General features: G+C 63.6%; 18 protein-coding genes. 9 read left to right on the top strand and 9 right to left on the bottom strand.

The window, feature by feature from the left end; translation table 11 throughout:
- Positions 1–114 precede the first annotated feature (114 nt).
- From IFT98_RS15520 to ppx, 5 genes are all read left to right on the top strand, one after another.
- Entirely contained in the window at positions 115–897 is a 783-nt protein-coding gene (locus tag IFT98_RS15520; protein ID WP_122479906.1) for a transporter substrate-binding domain-containing protein, read from the top strand.
- 16 nt (positions 898–913) lie between these two features.
- Complete coding sequence (locus IFT98_RS15515; RefSeq protein WP_056844749.1) at positions 914–1,579, top strand: amino acid ABC transporter permease; 666 nt, start codon at positions 914–916, stop codon at positions 1,577–1,579.
- Positions 1,576–2,226, top strand: coding sequence for an amino acid ABC transporter permease (locus IFT98_RS15510; protein WP_192050403.1), 651 nt, complete (start codon positions 1,576–1,578; stop codon positions 2,224–2,226). The genes IFT98_RS15515 and IFT98_RS15510 overlap by 4 nt, the downstream gene beginning before the upstream one ends.
- Positions 2,213–2,944: an amino acid ABC transporter ATP-binding protein gene (locus IFT98_RS15505; RefSeq protein ID WP_122479908.1), complete on the top strand. Its 732-nt coding sequence runs from the start codon at positions 2,213–2,215 to the stop codon at positions 2,942–2,944. The genes IFT98_RS15510 and IFT98_RS15505 overlap by 14 nt, the downstream gene beginning before the upstream one ends.
- A gap of 114 nt (positions 2,945–3,058) precedes the next feature.
- The gene (ppx, locus tag IFT98_RS15500; RefSeq protein ID WP_122480128.1) at positions 3,059–4,561 is read left to right on the top strand and encodes an exopolyphosphatase; all 1,503 of its coding nucleotides are present in this window, start codon (positions 3,059–3,061) and stop codon (positions 4,559–4,561) included.
- A gap of 131 nt (positions 4,562–4,692) precedes the next feature.
- Here the strand turns inward: ppx and ppk1 are convergent, their stop codons facing one another.
- Positions 4,693–6,918 (bottom strand): polyphosphate kinase 1, encoded by a 2,226-nt coding sequence (gene ppk1, locus IFT98_RS15495; RefSeq protein WP_192050095.1) that lies wholly within the window; start codon positions 6,916–6,918, stop codon positions 4,693–4,695.
- 270 nt (positions 6,919–7,188) lie between these two features.
- Between ppk1 and IFT98_RS15490 the strand changes: the two genes are divergently transcribed.
- Together IFT98_RS15490 and elbB are read left to right on the top strand one after the other, a co-directional pair.
- On the top strand, positions 7,189–7,803 hold the full coding sequence (locus tag IFT98_RS15490; protein WP_122479910.1) for a DedA family protein: 615 nt from the start codon (positions 7,189–7,191) through the stop codon (positions 7,801–7,803).
- A 90-nt stretch (positions 7,804–7,893) separates the two neighbouring features.
- Positions 7,894–8,553: an isoprenoid biosynthesis glyoxalase ElbB gene (gene elbB / locus IFT98_RS15485; RefSeq protein ID WP_192050097.1), complete on the top strand. Its 660-nt coding sequence runs from the start codon at positions 7,894–7,896 to the stop codon at positions 8,551–8,553.
- Between the two features lie 9 nt (positions 8,554–8,562).
- Here elbB and IFT98_RS15480 read toward each other — a convergent pair whose 3' ends face one another.
- Both IFT98_RS15480 and IFT98_RS15475 read right to left on the bottom strand, forming a co-directional pair.
- A complete protein-coding gene (locus IFT98_RS15480) occupies positions 8,563–9,195 on the bottom strand; it encodes a LysE family transporter (RefSeq protein ID WP_192050099.1) in 633 nt (210 codons plus the stop codon).
- A gap of 97 nt (positions 9,196–9,292) precedes the next feature.
- Positions 9,293–11,203, bottom strand: coding sequence for an ATP-binding cassette domain-containing protein (locus tag IFT98_RS15475; protein WP_192050101.1), 1,911 nt, complete (start codon positions 11,201–11,203; stop codon positions 9,293–9,295).
- A 50-nt stretch (positions 11,204–11,253) separates the two neighbouring features.
- Between IFT98_RS15475 and IFT98_RS15470 the strand changes: the two genes are divergently transcribed.
- Positions 11,254–11,754, top strand: a complete 501-nt coding sequence (locus tag IFT98_RS15470; RefSeq protein WP_192050103.1) for a TIGR02444 family protein — start codon at positions 11,254–11,256, stop codon at positions 11,752–11,754.
- Here IFT98_RS15470 and IFT98_RS15465 read toward each other — a convergent pair.
- Complete coding sequence (locus tag IFT98_RS15465) at positions 11,715–12,509, bottom strand: AlgP family protein (RefSeq protein WP_192050105.1); 795 nt, start codon at positions 12,507–12,509, stop codon at positions 11,715–11,717. The genes IFT98_RS15470 and IFT98_RS15465 overlap by 40 nt on opposite strands.
- A gap of 149 nt (positions 12,510–12,658) precedes the next feature.
- On the opposite strand from IFT98_RS15465, the gene IFT98_RS15460 reads away from it, so the two are divergent.
- Positions 12,659–13,351, top strand: coding sequence for an FKBP-type peptidyl-prolyl cis-trans isomerase (locus IFT98_RS15460; protein ID WP_192050107.1), 693 nt, complete (start codon positions 12,659–12,661; stop codon positions 13,349–13,351).
- An 18-nt stretch (positions 13,352–13,369) separates the two neighbouring features.
- On the opposite strand, the gene rsd is transcribed toward IFT98_RS15460, so the two are convergent.
- The 5 genes from rsd to hemC all read right to left on the bottom strand — a co-directional run bounded on the left by rsd (position 13,370) and on the right by hemC (position 18,274).
- A complete protein-coding gene (gene rsd, locus IFT98_RS15455) occupies positions 13,370–13,843 on the bottom strand; it encodes a sigma D regulator (protein ID WP_122479915.1) in 474 nt (157 codons plus the stop codon).
- 295 nt (positions 13,844–14,138) lie between these two features.
- Entirely contained in the window at positions 14,139–15,395 is a 1,257-nt protein-coding gene (locus IFT98_RS15450) for a heme biosynthesis HemY N-terminal domain-containing protein (RefSeq protein ID WP_192050109.1), read from the bottom strand.
- Positions 15,392–16,528: a uroporphyrinogen-III C-methyltransferase gene (locus IFT98_RS15445; protein WP_342214172.1), complete on the bottom strand. Its 1,137-nt coding sequence runs from the start codon at positions 16,526–16,528 to the stop codon at positions 15,392–15,394. Before IFT98_RS15445 ends, IFT98_RS15450 begins: the two co-directional genes overlap by 4 nt.
- A 49-nt stretch (positions 16,529–16,577) precedes the next feature.
- Positions 16,578–17,336, bottom strand: coding sequence for a uroporphyrinogen-III synthase (locus tag IFT98_RS15440; protein ID WP_192050113.1), 759 nt, complete (start codon positions 17,334–17,336; stop codon positions 16,578–16,580).
- Positions 17,333–18,274 (bottom strand): hydroxymethylbilane synthase, encoded by a 942-nt coding sequence (gene hemC, locus IFT98_RS15435; RefSeq protein WP_192050115.1) that lies wholly within the window; start codon positions 18,272–18,274, stop codon positions 17,333–17,335. Before hemC ends, IFT98_RS15440 begins: the two co-directional genes overlap by 4 nt.
- Positions 18,275–18,358: the final 84 nt, after the last annotated feature.

Raw genomic sequence — 18,358 nt, 5'->3', positions numbered from 1 at the left:
TCGTTGCAGCCCGAACCCCGATCCCACGCGGCGGCACACGCCCCCTGCCCCATTCTGGCACGCGCTGTGCTACCTCCCTGGCAACCTCGACTCGATCGCAATCGGAGTATCGCCATGATTTCGCGCTGCAGCCTGCTGTTCACCGCCCTGGTCGCCAGTTTCATGCTGGGCCAGGCAGCCCACGCCGATGGCTTGAGCGACATCACCGAGCGCGGCACCTTGCGCGTCGCCGTGCCGCAGGATTTCCCGCCGTTCGGCTCGGTCGGCCCCGACATGCAACCGCGCGGACTGGACATCGACACGGCCAAGCTGATCGCCGATCAACTCAAGGTGAAGCTGCAGCTCACCCCGGTGAACTCCACCAACCGCATTCCCTACCTCACCACCGGCAAGGTCGACCTGGTAATTTCCAGCCTGGGCAAGAATGCCGAGCGTGAACAGGTCATCGATTTCTCCAGCGCCTACGCGCCGTTCTACCTGGCCGTGTTCGGCCCGCCGGAAGCACCGATCGCCACTCTGGACGACCTCAAGGGCAAGACCATCAGCGTGACCCGCGGCGCCATCGAAGACATCGAGCTGAGCAAGGTCGCGCCCGAAGGCCTCACCATCAAGCGCTTCGAAGACAACAATTCGACCATCGCCGCCTACCTTGCCGGCCAGACCGACCTGATCGCCAGCGGCAACGTGGTGATGGTGGCCATCTCGGAAAAGAACCCTAAACGCATTCCAGCCCTGAAGATCAAGCTCAAGGACTCGCCGGTGTACGTGGGCATCAACAAGCAACAGCCCGAGCTGCTGGCCAAGGTCAATCAGATCATCGCTGCGGGCAAGAGCGACGGCAGCCTGGAAAAGAATGCGCAGACCTGGCTGAAGCAGCCGCTGCCCGCCGATCTCTGATTGTCGAGCGCACGCAATGGCCTATCAGTTCGCTTTCGCCCCGGTGCTCGCACAGGCCGACCTGCTGCTCAAGGGGGCGCTGTTCACCCTTGAGCTGACTGCCATCGGCGCGCTGCTCGGGGTGGCCGTGGGCATCGTCGGCGGTGCCGTGCGGGCCTGGCAGATCAAGCCGTTCGCCGGCCTCTTCGGGGTCTACGTGGAGCTCATCCGCAACACGCCCTTTCTGGTCCAGCTGTTCTTCATCTTCTTCGGCCTGCCCAGCCTGGGCGTGCAGATCAGCGAGTGGCAGGCCGCGGTGCTGGCCATGGTGGTCAACCTGGGGGCGTATTCCACCGAGATCATTCGCGCCGGCATCCAGGCCGTGCCAAAGGGGCAGCTCGAAGCCTCTGCGGCCCTGGCCATGAGCCGCTTCGAAGCGTTTCGCTACGTGGTCCTCCAGCCGGCCCTGGCCAAGGTCTGGCCGGCGCTGAGCAGCCAGATCATCATCGTCATGCTGGGTTCGGCGGTCTGCTCGCAGATCGCCACGCAGGAGCTGAGCTTCTACGCCAACTTCATCCAGTCGCGCAATTTCCGCGCCTTCGAGACGTATCTGCTGACCACGCTGGTGTACCTGGTCATGTCGATCCTGATCCGCATGCTGCTGAACTGGCTGGGTCGGCGTTTCATCATGAGGAACAGCTGATGGATTTCACCCTGTGGGACATCGTGCGCAACCTGCTCATCGGCCTGCAATGGACGCTGGCCTTGAGCCTGGTGGCGTTCATTGGCGGTGGCTTGATCGGCTTGCTGGTGATGACCCTGCGCATCTCGCCCGCGCATCCGCTGCGCACGCTGGCACGCTGCTATATCGAAGTGTTCCAGGGTACGCCGTTGCTGATGCAGCTGTTTCTGGTGTTCTTCGGCGTGGCGTTGATGGGCGTGGACATCTCGCCCTGGGTGGCCGCCGCCCTGGCCCTGACGCTGTTCACCAGCGCCTATCTGGCCGAGATCTGGCGCGGCTGCGTGGAGTCCATCGGCAACGGCCAGTGGGAAGCCTCCGCCAGCCTGGCGCTCACCCGCAACGAGCAACTGCGCCACGTGATCCTGCCCCAGGCCTTGCGCATTGCCGTGGCGCCGACCGTGGGCTTCTCGGTGCAAGTGGTCAAGGGCACCGCGGTGACCTCGATCATCGGCTTCACCGAGCTGACCAAGACCGGCAGCATGTTGGCCAACGCCACCTTCGAACCCTTCATGGTCTACGGCTTTGTCGCCTTGGGCTACTTCGCCCTGTGCTACCCGCTGTCGCTCAGTGCCCGCTATCTGGAAAGGAGGCTGCATGCCGCTGCTTAGGATTTCCGCCCTGCACAAGTACTACGGCGATCATCATGTGCTCAAGGGCATCGACCTGAGTGTGGACGAAGGTCAGGTGGTCGCGATCATCGGTCGCAGCGGTTCGGGCAAGAGCACCTTGCTGCGCACACTGAACGGCCTGGAATCGATCAACGACGGCGTCATCGAAGTCGACGGTGAATACCTGGATGCGGCGCGCGCCGACTTGCGCAGCCTGCGCCAGAAGGTCGGCATGGTGTTCCAGCAGTTCAACCTGTTCCCGCACCTGAGCGTGGGCGAAAACGTGATGCTGGCCCCTCAGGTGGTGCAGAAAGTGCCCAAGGCTCGTGCCCGCGAGCTGGCCCGCGAGATGCTCGAACGGGTCGGCCTGGGCGAGAAGTTCGATGCGTTCCCCGAACGCCTGTCCGGCGGCCAGCAACAGCGCGTGGCGATCGCCCGCGCGCTGGCCATGTCGCCCAAGGTGCTGCTGTGCGACGAGATCACCTCGGCGCTGGACCCGGAGCTGGTCAACGAAGTGCTCAGCGTGGTGCGCAAGCTGGCCGAAGACGGCATGACCCTGATCATGGTCACCCACGAAATGCGCTTCGCCCGCGAGGTCGGCGACAAGCTGGTGTTCATGCACCATGGCAAGGTGCACGAGGTGGGCGATCCCAAGGAATTGTTCGTCAATCCGCGCACCCCCGAGCTGGCGCAGTTCATCGGCATGCAGCCGGCGTGAATGCAATTCGCGCTCGCGAGAGCTCGGACCTTGGGGCAAAGATCAGGATGGCGCGTTGGCGCCGTCGCCTGATCGTGGCACGATGCGGGGGTTAACGACCGAGATCCTTTGACCATGCCGCAGACCAAAGCCAAGAACCTGTCCCTGATCGCCGCCATCGACCTGGGCTCGAACAGCTTTCATATGGTGGTGGCCAAGGCCCACGTCAATGAAATCCGCATCCTCGAGCGCCTGGGTGAAAAGGTCCAGCTGGCCGCCGGCATCGACGAAGAGCGCAAGCTCAGCGAAGAATCGATGCAGCGCGGCCTGGACTGCCTCAAGCGCTTCGCCCAACTGATCAACGGCCTGCCCCTGGGCGCGGTGCGCATCGTGGGGACCAACGCCCTGCGCGAGGCGCGCAACCGCAATGAATTCATCGTCCGCGCCGAGCAGATCCTCGGCCATCCGGTGGAAGTCATCTCTGGTCGCGAAGAAGCTCGTCTCATCTATCTGGGCGTCTCCCACACCCTGGCCGACACGCCGGGCAAGCGCCTGGTCGCCGACATCGGCGGCGGCAGCACCGAGTTCATCATCGGTCAGCGTTTCGAACCCCTGCTGCGCGAGAGCCTGCAGATGGGCTGCGTGAGCTACACCCAGCGCTACTTCCGCGATGGCAAGATCACCCCGGCGCGCTATGCCCAGGCGTATACGGCGGCGCGCCTGGAAATCATGAGCATCGAGAATGCCCTGCACAGGCTCAGCTGGGACGAGGCCATCGGCTCCTCCGGCACCATCCGCGCCATCGGCCTGGCCCTCAAGGCCGGTGGCCAGGGCAGCGGCGAGGTCAATGCCGAAGGGCTGGCCTGGCTCAAGCGCAAGCTGTTCAAGCTGGGCGATGTCGACAAGATCGATTTCGACGGCATCAAGCCGGACCGCCGGACCATCTTTCCCGCAGGGCTGGCGATTCTCGAAGCGATCTTCGATGCCCTCGCCCTGCAGCGCATGGACCATTGCGATGGCGCCCTGCGCGAAGGCGTGCTGTACGACCTGCTGGGCCGTCATCACCACGAGGACGTGCGCGAACGGACCCTGGGTTCGTTGATGACCCGCTATCACGTCGATGTCGAGCAGGCCGAGCGCGTCGAGCGCAAGGCGCTGCATGCCTTCGACCAGGTGGCGGCGGACTGGGAGCTGGAAGACGGGGTCTGGCGCGAGCTGCTGGGCTGGGCGGCGAAGGTTCACGAGATAGGCCTGGACATTGCCCATTACCATTACCACAAGCATGGCGCCTACCTGATCGAACACTCCGACCTGGCCGGGTTCTCGCGCGAAGACCAGCAGATGCTGGCGCTGCTGGTGCGCGGCCACCGCCGCAACATTCCCAAGGACAAGTTCGCCGAGTTCGGCGATGACGGTGTGCAGTTGATCCGTCTGTGCGTGCTGTTGCGCTTCGCCATCCTGTTCCACCACATTCGTGGTACCCAGGAGATGCCGGCGGTGTCCCTGCATGCCAAGGCCAAGAGCCTGGATGTGGTGTTCCCCGATGGCTGGCTGGAGAACAACCAGCTGACCCAGGCCGACTTCGCCCAGGAAGCCGAATGGCTGACCCGCGTAGGCTTTACCCTCACCGTACGCTGAAGATCGCACCGCCATCTGCCTGATAGACCGCAGCGTCTGTTTCGCGGCCGATGACCGCTCCTACAGTGAAACGCGATTCCCGTAGGAGCGGCCAGTGGCCGCGAAAGCCGCACCGCCGATCTTGCTGGCTGCTAGCGCACCGGCAGGATCGGGTTGCTCAGCCGCTCGAGCAGCATGTCCTGCGCACTGCGGGCGTTCTGGTTGCCGGTCGGCGTATTGCGTACGTAGCGTCCGTCGGCCTGCAGGATCCAGGAATGGGTGTTGTCGGTCAGGTAGCTTTCCAGCTCCTTCTTGACCCGCACGATCAGCTTCTTGCCTTCCACCGGGAAACAGGTTTCGACGCGCTTGTCGAGGTTGCGCTCCATCCAGTCGGCACTGGACAGGAACATCTGCTCCTCGCCTCCGTTGAGGAAGTAGAACACCCGCGTGTGCTCCAGGAACCGCCCGATGATCGAGCGCACATGGATATTGTGCGATACCCCGGGGATGCCCGGACGCAGGCAGCACATGCCGCGCACCACCAGATCGATGCGCACCCCTGATTGGCTGGCCTTGTACAGCGCGCGAATGACCTTCGGATCGGTCAGCGAGTTGAACTTGGCAATGATGTGCGCAGGCTTGCCGTCGATGGCGTACTGCGTCTCCCGAGCGATCATGTCGAGCATGCCCTTCTTCAACGTGAAGGGTGCATGCAACAGCTTTTTCATGCGCAGTGTCTTGCCCATGCCGATCAACTGGCTGAACAACTTGCCGACGTCTTCGCACAGTGCATCGTCCGAGGTCAGCAGGCTGTAGTCGGTGTACAGCTTGGCATTGCCGGCGTGGTAGTTACCGGTGCCCAAGTGTGCATAGCGCACGATCTCGCCCGCCTCGCGGCGCAGAATGAGCATCATCTTGGCGTGGGTCTTGAACCCCACCACGCCGTAGATCACCACCGCGCCCGCGGCTTGCAGACGGCTGGCCAGTTGCAGGTTGGATTCCTCGTCGAAGCGCGCGCGCAGCTCGATGACGACGGTGACTTCCTTGCCATTGCGGGCGGCATCCACCAACGCATCGACGATCTCGGAATTGGCACCGCTGCGGTACAGCGTCTGCCGCACGGCCAGCACATGAGGGTCCTTGGCCGCCTGGCGCAACAGATCGACCACGGGCGTGAACGATTCGAAGGGGTGCAGCAGCAGGATGTCCTGCTTGCTGACCACGCTGAAAATGTTCTCGCTGTTCTGCAACAGCTTCGGAATCTGCGGCGTGAACGGCAGGTACTGCAGCTCGGGATGGCTGTCCAGACCGGTGATGCTGAACAGACGCGTCAGGTTGACCGGGCCGTTGACCTGATACAGCTCGGTGTCCGACAGGTTGAACTGCTTGAGCAGATAGTCGGACAGAAGCTTGGGACAGGTGTCGGCCACTTCCAGGCGTACCGCATCGCCGTAGCGACGCGAGAACAGCTCGCCGCGCAGCGCACGCGCCAGGTCTTCGACGTCCTCGGTGTCGACCGACAGGTCGGCGTTGCGGGTCAGGCGAAATTGATAGCAGCCCTTCACCTTCATGCCCTGGAACAGGTCATCGGCATGGGCATGGATCATCGAGGACAGGAACACGAAATTGTCGCCCGGTCCGCCTACGTCCTCGGGCACCTTGATGACCCGTGGCAGCAACCGCGGCGCCGGGATGATCGCCAGGCCCGAATCGCGACCGAAGGCATCGACGCCCTCGAGCTCGACGATGAAGTTCAGGCTCTTGTTCACCAGCAGCGGGAACGGGTGCGTAGGGTCCAGGCCGATCGGCGTGATGATCGGCGCGATTTCGTCGCGGAAATAACGACGCACCCAGGTCTTGAGCTTGGTTGTCCAATGCCGACGACGAATGAAGCGAACCTGGTGTTTCTCCAGCTCCGGCAACAGGATGTCGTTGAGGATGGCGTACTGGCGATCGACATGGCCATGCACCAGCTCGCTGATCCGCGCCAGTGCCTGATGCGGCTGCAGACCGTCGGCGCCAGCCTGTTCGCGGGCAAAGGTGATCTGCTTCTTCAGCCCTGCGACACGGATCTCGAAGAACTCGTCGAGGTTGCTGGAAAAGATCAGCAGGAACTTGAGCCGCTCGAGCAGCGGATAGGATTCATCCAGCGCCTGCTCCAGCACGCGGATATTGAACTGCAGTTGCGACAGCTCGCGATGAATGTACAGGCTGCTGTCGTCCAGCCCCGGCACGACGATGTGCGGCGCCGGCGCGAGGGCCTCGCTCGGGTGCGCGGGTTCGACGATGGCTTCTATGACCAACGGCGCTTCTACCGGGGTTTCGACCACCGGCTGATCTTGGGTGAGAGCGACTTGAGTCTGGGCTTCGTTGTTCATCTGGCGTTCCCGAGGGCGTAACTGCCCTTTGCAATTGAGCGGCACGGATCGCGTAATGCGTCAGGATGCCATTGACGCCTGCACGCTTGGAAGGGGGGCGCGACAGTTATAAGCATGGATTATGACGGTTGCATGACATGACCGGCCGCATCCACAAGGTGTCTGCGTTCTCAGGTTGACAAGCATTGTTCACGACAAGACACATTTGGACACTTTCATGTATGTCCATGACGGGTTAGGCTGCGCATTCACTTCGCCAGCATCGATAAAATGCTCCAACAATTCCTGAACGATTTTGGCTATTTCGCCCTGTTCCTTGGCACGTTCTTCGAAGGCGAGACCATTCTGGTCCTGGCCGGGTTTCTGGCGTTCCGTGGCTACATGGATATCAACATGGTTGTGGTGGTGGCCTTTTTCGGCAGCTACGCAGGCGACCAGCTATGGTATTTCATGGGCCGCAAGCATGGACGCAAGCTACTGGCGCGCAAACCTCGTTGGCAGCTGTTGGGCGACCGTGCGTTGGAGCACATCCGCCGGCATCCGGACATCTGGGTGCTGAGTTTTCGTTTCGTCTATGGCCTGCGCACTGTCATGCCAGTGGCAATCGGCTTGTCCGGCTATCCACCACGGCGTTACCTGCTGCTCAACGGCATCGGCGCCGCAGTCTGGGCCACGGCACTGGGCCTGGCGGCCTACCATTTCGGCTCGTTCCTCGAACACATGCTGGGCAACGTCAAGAAATACGAGCTGTGGGTCCTCGGCGCGCTGGTGCTGATCGGCGTCCTGCTGTGGGTACGGCGCCGCATCAAGGCCGCACGCATCGCCCGCCAGGCGCGCCTGGAAGCCCCCGCGGCAACCCCTGCGCCCGGTGACGAGCAGCCTTGATCGCCTGCTCGAACTGAACACCCTTCGCCGAGCGGGATCCATGCTACTGAACACATGCCAATGAAGCAGTGGCCACAATCGGAGTTCGACATGACCAAGAAAATCGCGGTGATCCTTTCTGGCTGTGGCGTCTATGACGGCAGCGAAATCCAGGAATGCGTGATCACCTTGCTGCGCCTGGACCAGCGCGGCTGCGAAGTGCAGTGCTTCGCGCCCGACGTTGCCCAGAAGCATGTGATCAACCACTTGAACGGCGAGGAAATGCCCGAGTCGCGCAACGTGCTGGTGGAATCGGCGCGGATCGCCCGTGGCGAGGTCAAGGACATCGCCCTGGCCAACGCCGACGACTTCGATGCCTTGATCGTTCCAGGCGGATTCGGCGCGGCAAAGAATCTGTCCTCCTTCGCCAGCGACGGCGCTGCCTGCTCGGTCAACCTGCAAGTGCAGGCACTGGCCGAGGCCTTCGCCGAAGCGCGCAAGCCGGTTGGTCTGATCTGCATCTCACCGGCGCTGGCGGCAAAAATCTACGGTCCCGGCGTGACCTGCACCATCGGCACCGATGCCGAAACCGCGCAGGCCATCGAGAAGATGGGTGGCACTCACCAGGAATGCGAAGTGACCGAGATCGTCGAGGACACCGCCCGCAAGCTGGTCAGCACCCCCGCCTACATGAGCGCCAAGACCATCAGCGAAGCCGCCGCCGGCATCAACAAGCTGGTGGACCGGGTGATCGAACTCACCCAGGCCTGACCGCCGATCTCAGGCAGGCACCCGCCGCAGCGTAGCAAGCAGGGTCGCCGCCGCCACGAACAAGCCGGCGAACGTGCGGTTCATGCGCTGCTGCTGGCGCGGCGTGCGCAGAAGCCGCAGCACCTTCGCCGCCAGCCCGGTATAGCCGGCCATGACGATCAGGTCCACAGTCACCATGGTCGCTGCAATGGTCAGGTATTGAACCAGCAGTGGCGCGTGCGGATTGATGAATTGCGGCAATACCGCCAGCATGAATACCAGCGCCTTGGGGTTGCCGACGTTCACCAGAAAACCACGCAGCACCAGGCTCGATGCCTTGCCAGCCGGCTTTTGCCCCGCTTCCTCACCGATGTCGGCAGGCAATGCACGCCATTGCTTGAACGCAAGATAGAGCAGATAGAGCACGCCAAACCACTTGATCGCCTGGAACGCCGTGGCCGACGCCGCGAGCACGGCCCCGACGCCAGCCGCAATGATCGCAATTTGCAGAAGCAGGCCCAACTGCAGGCCGATCGCATTCCAGTAGCCGCGCAGGAAACCGTGCTGCAAGCCACTGGACATGGACGCGATAGCTCCGGCCCCCGGCGAAAGACTGATGATCCAGCACGCCACCAAAAAGGCCAACCAGGTTTCCAGCAGCATACGGACCTCGACGCTCGAATAGGGACAGCCTAAGGTAAAACGGCGCAGCGAATTTGGCTATGGGCCCGTGCAGGCAGCTCGGCATCAAGCCCCAGTATCAGGCCAATGCCTCGAGTTGCGCCTGCATGTCTTCGAGCAGTTCCAGCGCTTCCATCCACTGCTCTTCCAGCTCACCCTCGCGCACTTTGAGCTTGGCCTGTTGGGCAAGCTGGTCGCGCAGTTCATCCTTGCGCGCGGCCTCGTAGAGCGCACTGTCGGACAAGGCGGCTTCGATCTTCGCCAGCTTCTCGTGAACCTCGCCAAGGTCGCGTTCCAGCTTGTCGGCCTGGCGCTTGTGCGGTGCCAGTTGCTGACGCAGTGAGGCGGCGGCCTGCCGTTGGGCTTTCTTATCGGTCTTGTCGAGGTTGACCGGGGTATTGCTGACTGGCGCATGGCGCTGGCGATAATCCACCAGCCAGCGCGCGTAGTCGTCCAGATCGCCATCGAACGGCTCGACCTTGCCATCGGCAACCAACAGGAAATCGTCGGTGGTGCTCTTGAGCAGATGCCGGTCGTGGGACACCACCAGCACCGCGCCACTGAACTCCTGCAGGGCCATGGTCAGGGCCAGGCGCATCTCCAGGTCGAGGTGGTTGGTCGGTTCGTCGAGCAGCAACAGGTTGGGCCGTTCCCAGGCAATCAACGCCAGCGCCAGGCGGGCCTTTTCGCCCCCGGAGAAATTCAGCACCGGTTCATCGATGCGCGCGCCGCGGAAATCGAAACCACCGAGGAAGTCGCGCAGCACCTGCTCACGCTCGCCCGGCGCCAGCCGTTGCAAATGCAGCAACGGGCTGGCCTTGCTGTCCAGGGAATCCAGCTGGTGCTGGGCGAAATAGCCCACCACCAGGTTCTCGCCACGTACCAGGCGCCCGCCGATGGGCGTGAGCTCGCCGGCGAGGTTCTTGATCAGGGTCGACTTGCCCGCGCCATTGGGGCCCAACAGGCCAATGCGCGCACCGGGCGCCAGTTGCAGCTTGACCTTCTCCAGCACGGCCGTTTCGCCGTAGCCCAGCCGACCTTCGGACAGGTCGAGCAAGGGGCTGGAAATCTTCACCGATTCGCGGAACACGAAGTCGAAGGGCGAATCGACGTGTGCTGCCGACAGCTCTTCCATGCGCTCCAGGGCCTTGATCCGGCTCTGCGCCTGACGCGCCTTGGTGGCCTGGGCCTTGAAGCGCGCAATGTACTTCTCCATGTGCGCACGCTGCACTTGCTGCTTCTCGTACGCTTGCTGCTGCTGTGCCAGGCGTTCGGCGCGGGCACGTTCGAAAGCGCTGTAGCCACCACGGTACAAGGTCAGCTTCTGCTGTTCGACGTGTGCCACATGGTCGACGACTTCGTCGAGGAAGTCGCGGTCGTGGGAGATCAACAGCAGGGTGCCGGGATAGCCCTTGAGCCAGTCCTCGAGCCACAGGATGGCGTCGAGATCCAGGTGGTTGGTCGGTTCGTCGAGCAGCAGCAGGTCGGACGGGCACATCAAGGCCTGAGCCAGGCTCAGGCGCATCCGCCAGCCACCGGAAAAATCACCGACCTGACGGTCCATCTGCTCGTTGCTGAAACCCAGCCCGGCCAGCAGCTTGCGTGCACGTGCGTCCGCAGTATAGCCATCGGCGCTGTCGAGCTCGGCATGCAGACGTGCCTGGGCCGCGCCATCCTGCGTGGCCTCGGCGTCCGCCAGTGCCTGCTGCACTTCGCGCAGACGCACATCGCCATCGAGTACGTAGTCGACCGCAATGCGTTCGAGGGTATCGACTTCCTGGCGCATGTGGGCGATACGCCAATCGGCGGGCAGGTAGCAATTGCCGGAGTCGGGCGCAAGCTCGCCGCGCAGCAAGGCGAACAGGCTGGATTTACCGGCACCGTTGGCACCGATGAGGCCGGCTTTCTGACCGGCGTGCAGGGTCAGCTCGGCGTCTTCTAGCAGACGCTGCGGGCCACGCTGTAAAGTGAGGTTCTGAAGTCGGATCATAATGGCGGCGAAGTCTACCAGCTTCCTTGCCCACTGGCGCGAGTAGCACGATGCATGATGAGTTGTGGGAGTTTGCCCTGGACCTGTATGCCCGACCCGGCGTGGAGGCCGCGTGCCTGGAGTTGCAGGCGAATGGCGCCAACGTATGCCTGCTGCTGTGCGGTGCCTGGCTGGATGCCAGAGGCGTGGCTTGCACGTGCGAACGGGCGACGCTGCTGGAGGCGATCGCCACGCCTTGGCACGAGGACGTCGTACGGCCCTTGCGCGAATTGCGCCAGCAATGGCGAGCCCAGGCCGTGCAAGACCCTGAGCTGATGCACCTGCGCGAATCGGTCAAAGCGCTGGAACTGAACGCCGAACGCCAGTTGCTGCAGCGCCTGCGCGATGAGGCCGCACCCTGGCCCCTCGCCAAGGAACATTCCGGCATGACCTGGCTGCCCACCTTGCTACCGGCAACGGCCGCGCGCTCGAGCGCGGCGTTACAAGTGCTGGGCGTGGCAGCCAGGGAGACTCAGGCTTCGCTCGAGGATGCGCCGCCTTTGTCGTCCTGAGCGCCAGTGGCGGGAGCACCGGACTCGGTCGCACTCGAATGCACGGCTGCGGCAAGCGACTTGGCGGCTGCGGGCTTTCTGGCGGGCCGCGCGGCCAGCTTGGCGGGTGCCTTGGCTTGCGGCTTGACCGCTGCGCCCGGGGCCGCGAGAGCCTTGCGCGTAGTGCTGCGGGAAACCGCGGGCTTGCTTGCAGTGGCTGCGGCAGCTACACGGGTGGTTTTGCTGGTTGCAGGCTTTGCGGCAGCACGTGCAGTCGACCCGGCTGGGGTGCTCTTGGCAGGCGTGCGAGCGGCAGGCTTGGCTGCCGGGCTGGCTGACTTGGCTGCGGCCACAGGGGTTGCCTTGGGCTTGGTCGAACGGGTTTCGATTGCCTTGCTCGCCGCTTCCTGAACGCGCCCGACACCGGCGGCCAGCTTCAGGCTTTCCTGGGCGTCGCGCTTGAGCTCGACGATGTAGGCGCGGGTTTCGGCCTGGCGGTCCTTGAGCTCGTCGAGCAGTTGTTCGAGTTCGCTCACCGAGTCGTGCGCCTTGGCTTGCTTCTTTTTCTTGCCGGCGGCGGCGGCGTCCTGCACCTTGGTGCGCGACTTGTGCAGTTTTTCCTGAGCCTTGCCGCGCTGCTTCTCGAGCTTGGCGAGCAGTTTTTCAGCATCGGCCAAGGCCTGGGAACATGCACTTTCGAGGTGCTCGAGCAAACTGCCGGAAAGCTGTTGAAGCAAATGCAACGGGGTGTTTACGGGCTTCTTGTTAGCCGACATGGGTTACCTCCTGGCCGATGGGTAGAGGCTCATACTAGACCTGTGGCTGTAGAGCCGCCAGAACATGTTGATTGCGTCCCGCAAGGCCCGGTTTCCTGGTCGGTGGCATAATCGGTCCATGCTCGCCGTGTCTTGTCCTGGAGAATGTGATGTTGCCTCGCCTGCTGTTGTCGTTGTCCCTGGTGCCGTTATCCCTGGCCCTGCCGCACGCACACGCCCAGGCGGCGCAAGCTGCGCCGGACGGTGCCCGCGACCTGGCCTACAGTGTGGGCGCCAGCCTGGGGGAACGCCTGCGCCAGGACGCCCCCGGCCTTCAGCTCGACGCCCTGCTCAAGGGCTTGCAGCAGGCCTATCGACAAGAGCCGCTGGCGTTGAGCGATGAGCGCATCGGCCAATTGCTGGCTCAGTACCAGGCACAGGCGGACAAGGCGGACAAGCCTGACGAATCAGCCGATACGGAACAGGCGCTGGCCGCCGAGCGCCGCTTCATGGCCGGCGAACGCGCCAAGGCCGGGGTGCGGGAGATAGCCGACGGGATTCTGGTAACCGTGCTGGAACCTGGCGCAGGAGCCCCTGCCACAGCCGATGGACGTGTGCAGGTTCAATACGTGGGAAAGCTGCCCGACGGCAGCGTGTTCGACCAAAGCAAACAACCGCAGTGGTTTCGCCTGGACAGCGTCATCGAAGGCTGGCGTGCGGTGTTGCCGCAGATGCCGGTCGGCGCGAAGTGGCATGTGGTGATCGCATCGGCCCACGCCTATGGAACAGACGGCGCCGGTGCCTTGATTCCACCCAATACACCGCTGACGTTCGACATTCATCTGCTGGCCACGGCCCCTTAGGGCCGCGTCGAGCGACGGTCACGCCTGGGCGACGGACTCTTCCTTGTGGGCGTTGTGCAAGACCTCGATCAGGCAGTCTTCGAGCTCGAAGCGCTCGTGCAACAACCGGCCCAGCTCCTTGAGCTTGTCCAGAATGACGGCGGCATCGGAACAGTCGCCCTTGTCGCAGTAATCGTTGAAGTCGAGCGCTTTCTGGGTGATTTCGTCAATGCGTGGCCAGATCGTGTCGGCCAGTTCCAGGCCACGCTTGTCATTGAACGCCTTGGCTTCGTCGGTCAACTGTTCGTAGATTTCGAAATGGCCGGCCGATGTGTAGTCGACCAGCAAGCCGCAGAAATCCTGCAGCCTCTTGCGATCTTCGACCAGGGCCTGGGGCGTGTCGCCCAATGCATCGAACGCCTTGATCAGCTCATTGCGCTCCTGCAGCCAGCGATCGATCAGCAGGTGAACTCCGCCCCAACGTTCCTGGGCATTCTGGCAACTTTCCAACATGATGAGTGCTTCCCTTGTGGGTCATGCCCGGCTTCGCGCTCCTGTACGACAGGAAGCAGGGCTCGGACCGATTCGCGGTCTGTGACGGCGAATGTCGATGTACATGCAGGGGGAGATTATGCCCGTGCGCCTATGGCATCAAGGTACGCATCGGATAAAGTTCATACAAGCGTTTAATCGCGGGGGATGTTGCGCCAAGCGCCGGTTTCGCTGGCGCTTGCCTCCGCTCCCGGCGTCGGTACGAGAGCAGAGCGGCAGAGCGGCAGAGCAGTCAGGTTCTACACGCCAAAGGAGCTCAGAGCGTGCGCACCGAAGTGGGCAGAGGTGCAGACAGCAAACGTTCGTCGAGCAGCCCGAGGCCTTCTTGAAACAACTGATTGCTGCGTTCGGTATCGCCCAGCTGTGCGAGCAGGCGTGCGAGTTCCGCGCAGGTTTCGGGGCTGCGCTGCAGGCGCAGGCTGCTTTCCAGATAGTCGCGGGCCTTGCCCCACAAGCGGTTCTGCAGGCACAGACGACCCAGGGTCAACAACAACCCGGCGTCGTCAGCATGCTGCTTGAGCCAGCCTTCGGCAGTCTGCAGTTGGCGCGCAGGGTCATTGCCAATCACCAGGCCGTAAAGGCGAGCCAGGTGCGTGTCGTACTGACGTTTCTGCGCAGTTCGTAGCACTTCCTCAGCCTGAGCTTGCGCGCCGATCCGACGCAGTTGCTCGGCATAGGCAAGCACCAATGCAGGCTCCTGGCGCTGTGCCGAGTTGAGTGCCTGCCAGGCGCGCTCCAGCGCAGCCGGTCCTGCCTCACCCTGCCCCTTCTCCTGAACGGGCGCGTGCGCGGCCACACTCAGGTTCTCGCCCCAGGCACGCCGCTCGAGCTCGGCGAGTTCGGCCGCCGGCAGGGCCTTGTCCTTGCGCAGTTGTGGCAGCAGTTTGACCACCGCTGGCCAGTCTCCACGCTGCTGGTGCACACGCTGCAGCTGACGCAGCACCTGCACGTTGCGCGGATGACGTTCGTGCATGGCCTGCAGGGTCTGCAGCGAACCGTCGCTGTCGCCGCGATCGCTCTGCAATTGAGCATGGTTCAAGGCGATCGCCAATTCCGCTTGTGGCTGACGCGCCAGCGCCCGTTCGAGCAGATTATCGCTGTCTTCGTAGCGGCCCTGTTCATTGGCCGCGCGTGCTGCGCCGAGGTAATACAGCAGTGGCTGGCGTTCATGTTCGGCCGCGTGCTGGAGGTGCTTCTGGGCACTGGCCCAGCGCCCCTCGGCGAGGTCCAGCTGGCCCTTCTCGATGGACGTCTGCACGCGGCGATTGCGATTGCGCCCCGACCACGGATTGACCACGCGGCCGGAGCTCACCACGACGCTGATCAGCAGGTAGACGACGAACGCCAGCAAGACCAGAACCAGCAAGGCCAGCAGCGTGGTCCACAGGCCCGACTCGTAGCGCATCACATGGGGGTAGTCGATCAATACATAGCCGGGGTGTTTGGCCACGGCCAGGCCGAGGCCGACCATGGCGGCAATCACCAGAAACAGGATCACGTAGAACCGTTTCATGGTTGGCTCTCCACAGCGGCTGGCGCTGCTTCGTTCGACTTCTGCAGGCCTTCGACCGGTGTATGGCGATGCTGCAGGTAGGCCTGGATGGCGTTGAGGCTGGCATCCAGATCAGGTGTGGTAACCGAAACCGGCTGATTCTTGAGTGCGGTCAACTGTTCGATCATGGCCTGGGTAGGGCCATTCTCGCGATTGAAGCCTGCTACGAGAATACTGCGGGCATCGTCCAGCGCTTGTGTATAGACCTTGCCCTGACCATTGAGCGCGGCCCACTGGGCCTGCTCCAGCGCCAGGCTCAAGGCCAGACGGACCTGGCTCAGGCTCTGCCCGGCCAGGAGCGGCCGGATGCTGTTATCGGGGCTGAAGTCGACCCGGAAGAAACCGGAAATCTTGTTCCACCACTGGCGCCAGCGGGTCTCGCCTTCTGGCGAGTTGCCTTGCGCAGCTTCCGCGGCTGCCTGGAACTCGGGCGCCAGCGCCGTCAACTGCGTGGCCTGCTCGCGCAAGGCACTCAGTTGCAGGAACAACCCGGTGCGATCGGGCTGGGTAGTGCCTTGCAGCGACGCCAGGCTGCGGGTCAGTTGTTCGCGTGCGGCGAAGGCCTGCGGGTCGTCCTGCTCGCGCAGGATCTCGTCGGCGCCCTGTACCAGTGCCTTGGCGCTGGTGACGTCCTGCAGGGCAGAAAGGCGCAGGCTGGCCAGACGCAGCAGATGCTCCGCTTCGGCCAGTCGCCAGTCCTTGCGGCTGGCGCCCAGCACGGTTTCCAGACGCTGGCTCAGGCGCTGCTGATCGCCCTGCACTTGGGCAAGCAGGCGATGGCGGTCTTCGAGTTCGTTGGCGTCGGGCAACTGCGCCAGATCGGCACTGAGTTGCCTTTCGTTGTGTTCCAGCGTCAGCGTCTGCGTGGCCAGCCCTTCGATCACCCGCGATTGCTGCTGATGGCCGGCAGTCAGCGTGCGCACCTGCCACACGCCCCAGCCTGCAGCGGCCAGGCCAGCGGCGGCAAGCAGCAGCGCGATGATCGCCAAGCCGTTGCCATTGGCCGAGCGCTGTGGGGGCACGGCGGCTGGCTGTTCGAAAGGCGTCTTGGGGACGCTCTGCGGTTCGTCTTTGGGCAAGGCTGTTTCGCTCACGTGTCCATCCTTTGCATAGGGGCGCGCTCGCCTTGCTGGCGGTCGCGCCTTACGATCTGGGTGCGGCCTGCGTGTGCAGCGCCGCCAGCAACGCCGAGGTACTGGCACCCCGGCAATCCACAACATTCACGGCACCGGCTTCACGCGCCAGCGCAGCTACCCGCGGGCTGGGCACGAACAACGGCAGGGCACGGATCACCGACCACTGCTCGCCTGCCAATTGGTGCAAGTGTTGAAAACCCTGCCCACTGCTGACCACCAAGGCGTTCAAGCGTTCCGATGCGATACGTGACGCCAGCGCACCCGGCGGGTAGGCCGGGACACTGCGTCGATACAGTTGCAGATACTCCACCGTCGCGCCCTGCTCACGCAAGTGCTCGGCCAGAGCCTCGCGTCCGCCTTCGCCACGGATGATCAGCACTCGCGGATCGGGGCTGGCCAACGCGGCGCGCAATTGGGCCAGATTCAGCAAGGCTTCGCTATCGTCTCCTGTTTCAGGATACGTCACGTGCAGCCCGCGCTGCTCAAGAACGGCTGCCGTGCCGGCGCCCACGCTGAACCACGCCGTCGTGCCGAGGTGGGTGGGCGCACGGTCGAGCATCAGGCGCGCGGCGGGTTTGCTGACGACGATCACGGCATCGTATCGATGCAGATGAGCCAAGACCTGTCGCTGGCTCTCGGTGACCGGCAACGGCTCGATCGCCAGCAACGGCAGGCTCGCCGCGAACACACCCTGTTCCAGCAGCGTCTGGGTTTGCAGCGCACACTCATCCCAAGGTCGCGTCAGCAGCACTCGCCACGGGTTCAAGGATGACCCGCCTCGCCGTACACCGCACGCAAGATGTCGTCGGCGCCCTGCTCCAGCAAGGCTTCAGCCACCTGTACGCCCAACTGTTGCGCATCGGCCAGCGGCGCGCGTGCCTGAGCATGTAGCAGGCGCTGACCAGCCGGGTCGCCCACCAGGCCGCGCAGCCAGATCTGCTCCCCTTCGAGCACGGCGTAACAGGCGATGGGCACCTGGCAGCCACCGTTGAGGTGTTTGTTCAGGGCGCGCTCGGCGGCGACGCGGAACTCGGTGTCGCGATGGTGCAACGGCCCGAGCAAGGCATGGATTTCGCTGTCGCCGGTCCTGCACTCGATGCCAACCGCGCCTTGGCCGCCGGCGGGCAGGCTGTCCTCGACGCTGATGCTGGTAGTGATGCGCTCTTCGAAGCCCAAGCGGATCAGGCCGGCAGCGGCCAGAATGATCGCATCGTATTCACCGGCATCGAGCTTGGCCAGGCGGGTGTTGACGTTGCCGCGCAGGAAGCGGATCTGCAGGTCGGGGCGACGCGCCAGCAGCTGGGTCTGGCGGCGCAGGCTGGAAGTGCCGACGATGCTGCCGGGCGGCAGTGCCTCCAGGCTGTCCCAGGCGTTGGAAACGAAAGCGTCGCGAGGGTCTTCGCGCTCGCAGATGCAATACAGCCCCAGCCCTTCGGGGAAGTCCATCGGCACGTCTTTCATCGAGTGCACGGCGATGTCCGCCGTGTTTTCGAGCAGGGCGTTTTCCAGTTCCTTGACGAACAACCCCTTGCCGCCGATCTTCGACAAGGGTGAGTCGAGCAGCTTGTCGCCACGACTGACCATCGGCACCAGGGTGACCTGCAGATCGGCATGCGCCTGCTCCAGGCGGGCCTTGACGTATTCGGCCTGCCACAGAGCGAGCGCGCTTTTACGGGTGGCGATGCGGATTTCGCGAATGGGCATGAATCGATCCGTATGAAGATTAGCGGACGATGATACCAGCTGTGCGGCAGGCCGCGCCCAACCCGGCGGGCTGGGCAGGCCTGA

It is taken from the genome of Pseudomonas sp. CFBP 8770 (genome assembly GCF_014841705.1).
Lineage (GTDB): Bacteria > Pseudomonadota > Gammaproteobacteria > Pseudomonadales > Pseudomonadaceae > Aquipseudomonas.
Note: the sequence above shows the minus strand (reverse complement) of the source record. Positions and strands in the feature narration are given on the sequence as shown.

Excerpts from the sequence above, each read along its gene's own strand:
- IFT98_RS15520 (WP_122479906.1), top strand. The coding sequence starts at position 115 with ATGATTTCGCGCTGCAGCCTGCTGTTCACCGCCCTGGTCGCCAGTTTC.
- IFT98_RS15515 (WP_056844749.1), top strand. The coding sequence starts at position 914 with ATGGCCTATCAGTTCGCTTTCGCCCCGGTGCTCGCACAGGCCGACCTG.
- IFT98_RS15505 (WP_122479908.1), top strand. The coding sequence starts at position 2,213 with ATGCCGCTGCTTAGGATTTCCGCCCTGCACAAGTACTACGGCGATCAT.
- ppx (WP_122480128.1), top strand. The coding sequence starts at position 3,059 with ATGCCGCAGACCAAAGCCAAGAACCTGTCCCTGATCGCCGCCATCGAC.
- ppk1 (WP_192050095.1), bottom strand. The coding sequence starts at position 6,918 with ATGAACAACGAAGCCCAGACTCAAGTCGCTCTCACCCAAGATCAGCCG.
- IFT98_RS15490 (WP_122479910.1), top strand. The coding sequence starts at position 7,189 with ATGCTCCAACAATTCCTGAACGATTTTGGCTATTTCGCCCTGTTCCTT.
- elbB (WP_192050097.1), top strand. The coding sequence starts at position 7,894 with ATGACCAAGAAAATCGCGGTGATCCTTTCTGGCTGTGGCGTCTATGAC.
- IFT98_RS15480 (WP_192050099.1), bottom strand. The coding sequence starts at position 9,195 with ATGCTGCTGGAAACCTGGTTGGCCTTTTTGGTGGCGTGCTGGATCATC.
- IFT98_RS15475 (WP_192050101.1), bottom strand. The coding sequence starts at position 11,203 with ATGATCCGACTTCAGAACCTCACTTTACAGCGTGGCCCGCAGCGTCTG.
- IFT98_RS15470 (WP_192050103.1), top strand. The coding sequence starts at position 11,254 with ATGCATGATGAGTTGTGGGAGTTTGCCCTGGACCTGTATGCCCGACCC.
- IFT98_RS15465 (WP_192050105.1), bottom strand. The coding sequence starts at position 12,509 with ATGTCGGCTAACAAGAAGCCCGTAAACACCCCGTTGCATTTGCTTCAA.
- IFT98_RS15460 (WP_192050107.1), top strand. The coding sequence starts at position 12,659 with ATGTTGCCTCGCCTGCTGTTGTCGTTGTCCCTGGTGCCGTTATCCCTG.
- rsd (WP_122479915.1), bottom strand. The coding sequence starts at position 13,843 with ATGTTGGAAAGTTGCCAGAATGCCCAGGAACGTTGGGGCGGAGTTCAC.
- IFT98_RS15450 (WP_192050109.1), bottom strand. The coding sequence starts at position 15,395 with ATGAAACGGTTCTACGTGATCCTGTTTCTGGTGATTGCCGCCATGGTC.
- hemC (WP_192050115.1), bottom strand. The coding sequence starts at position 18,274 with ATGCCCATTCGCGAAATCCGCATCGCCACCCGTAAAAGCGCGCTCGCT.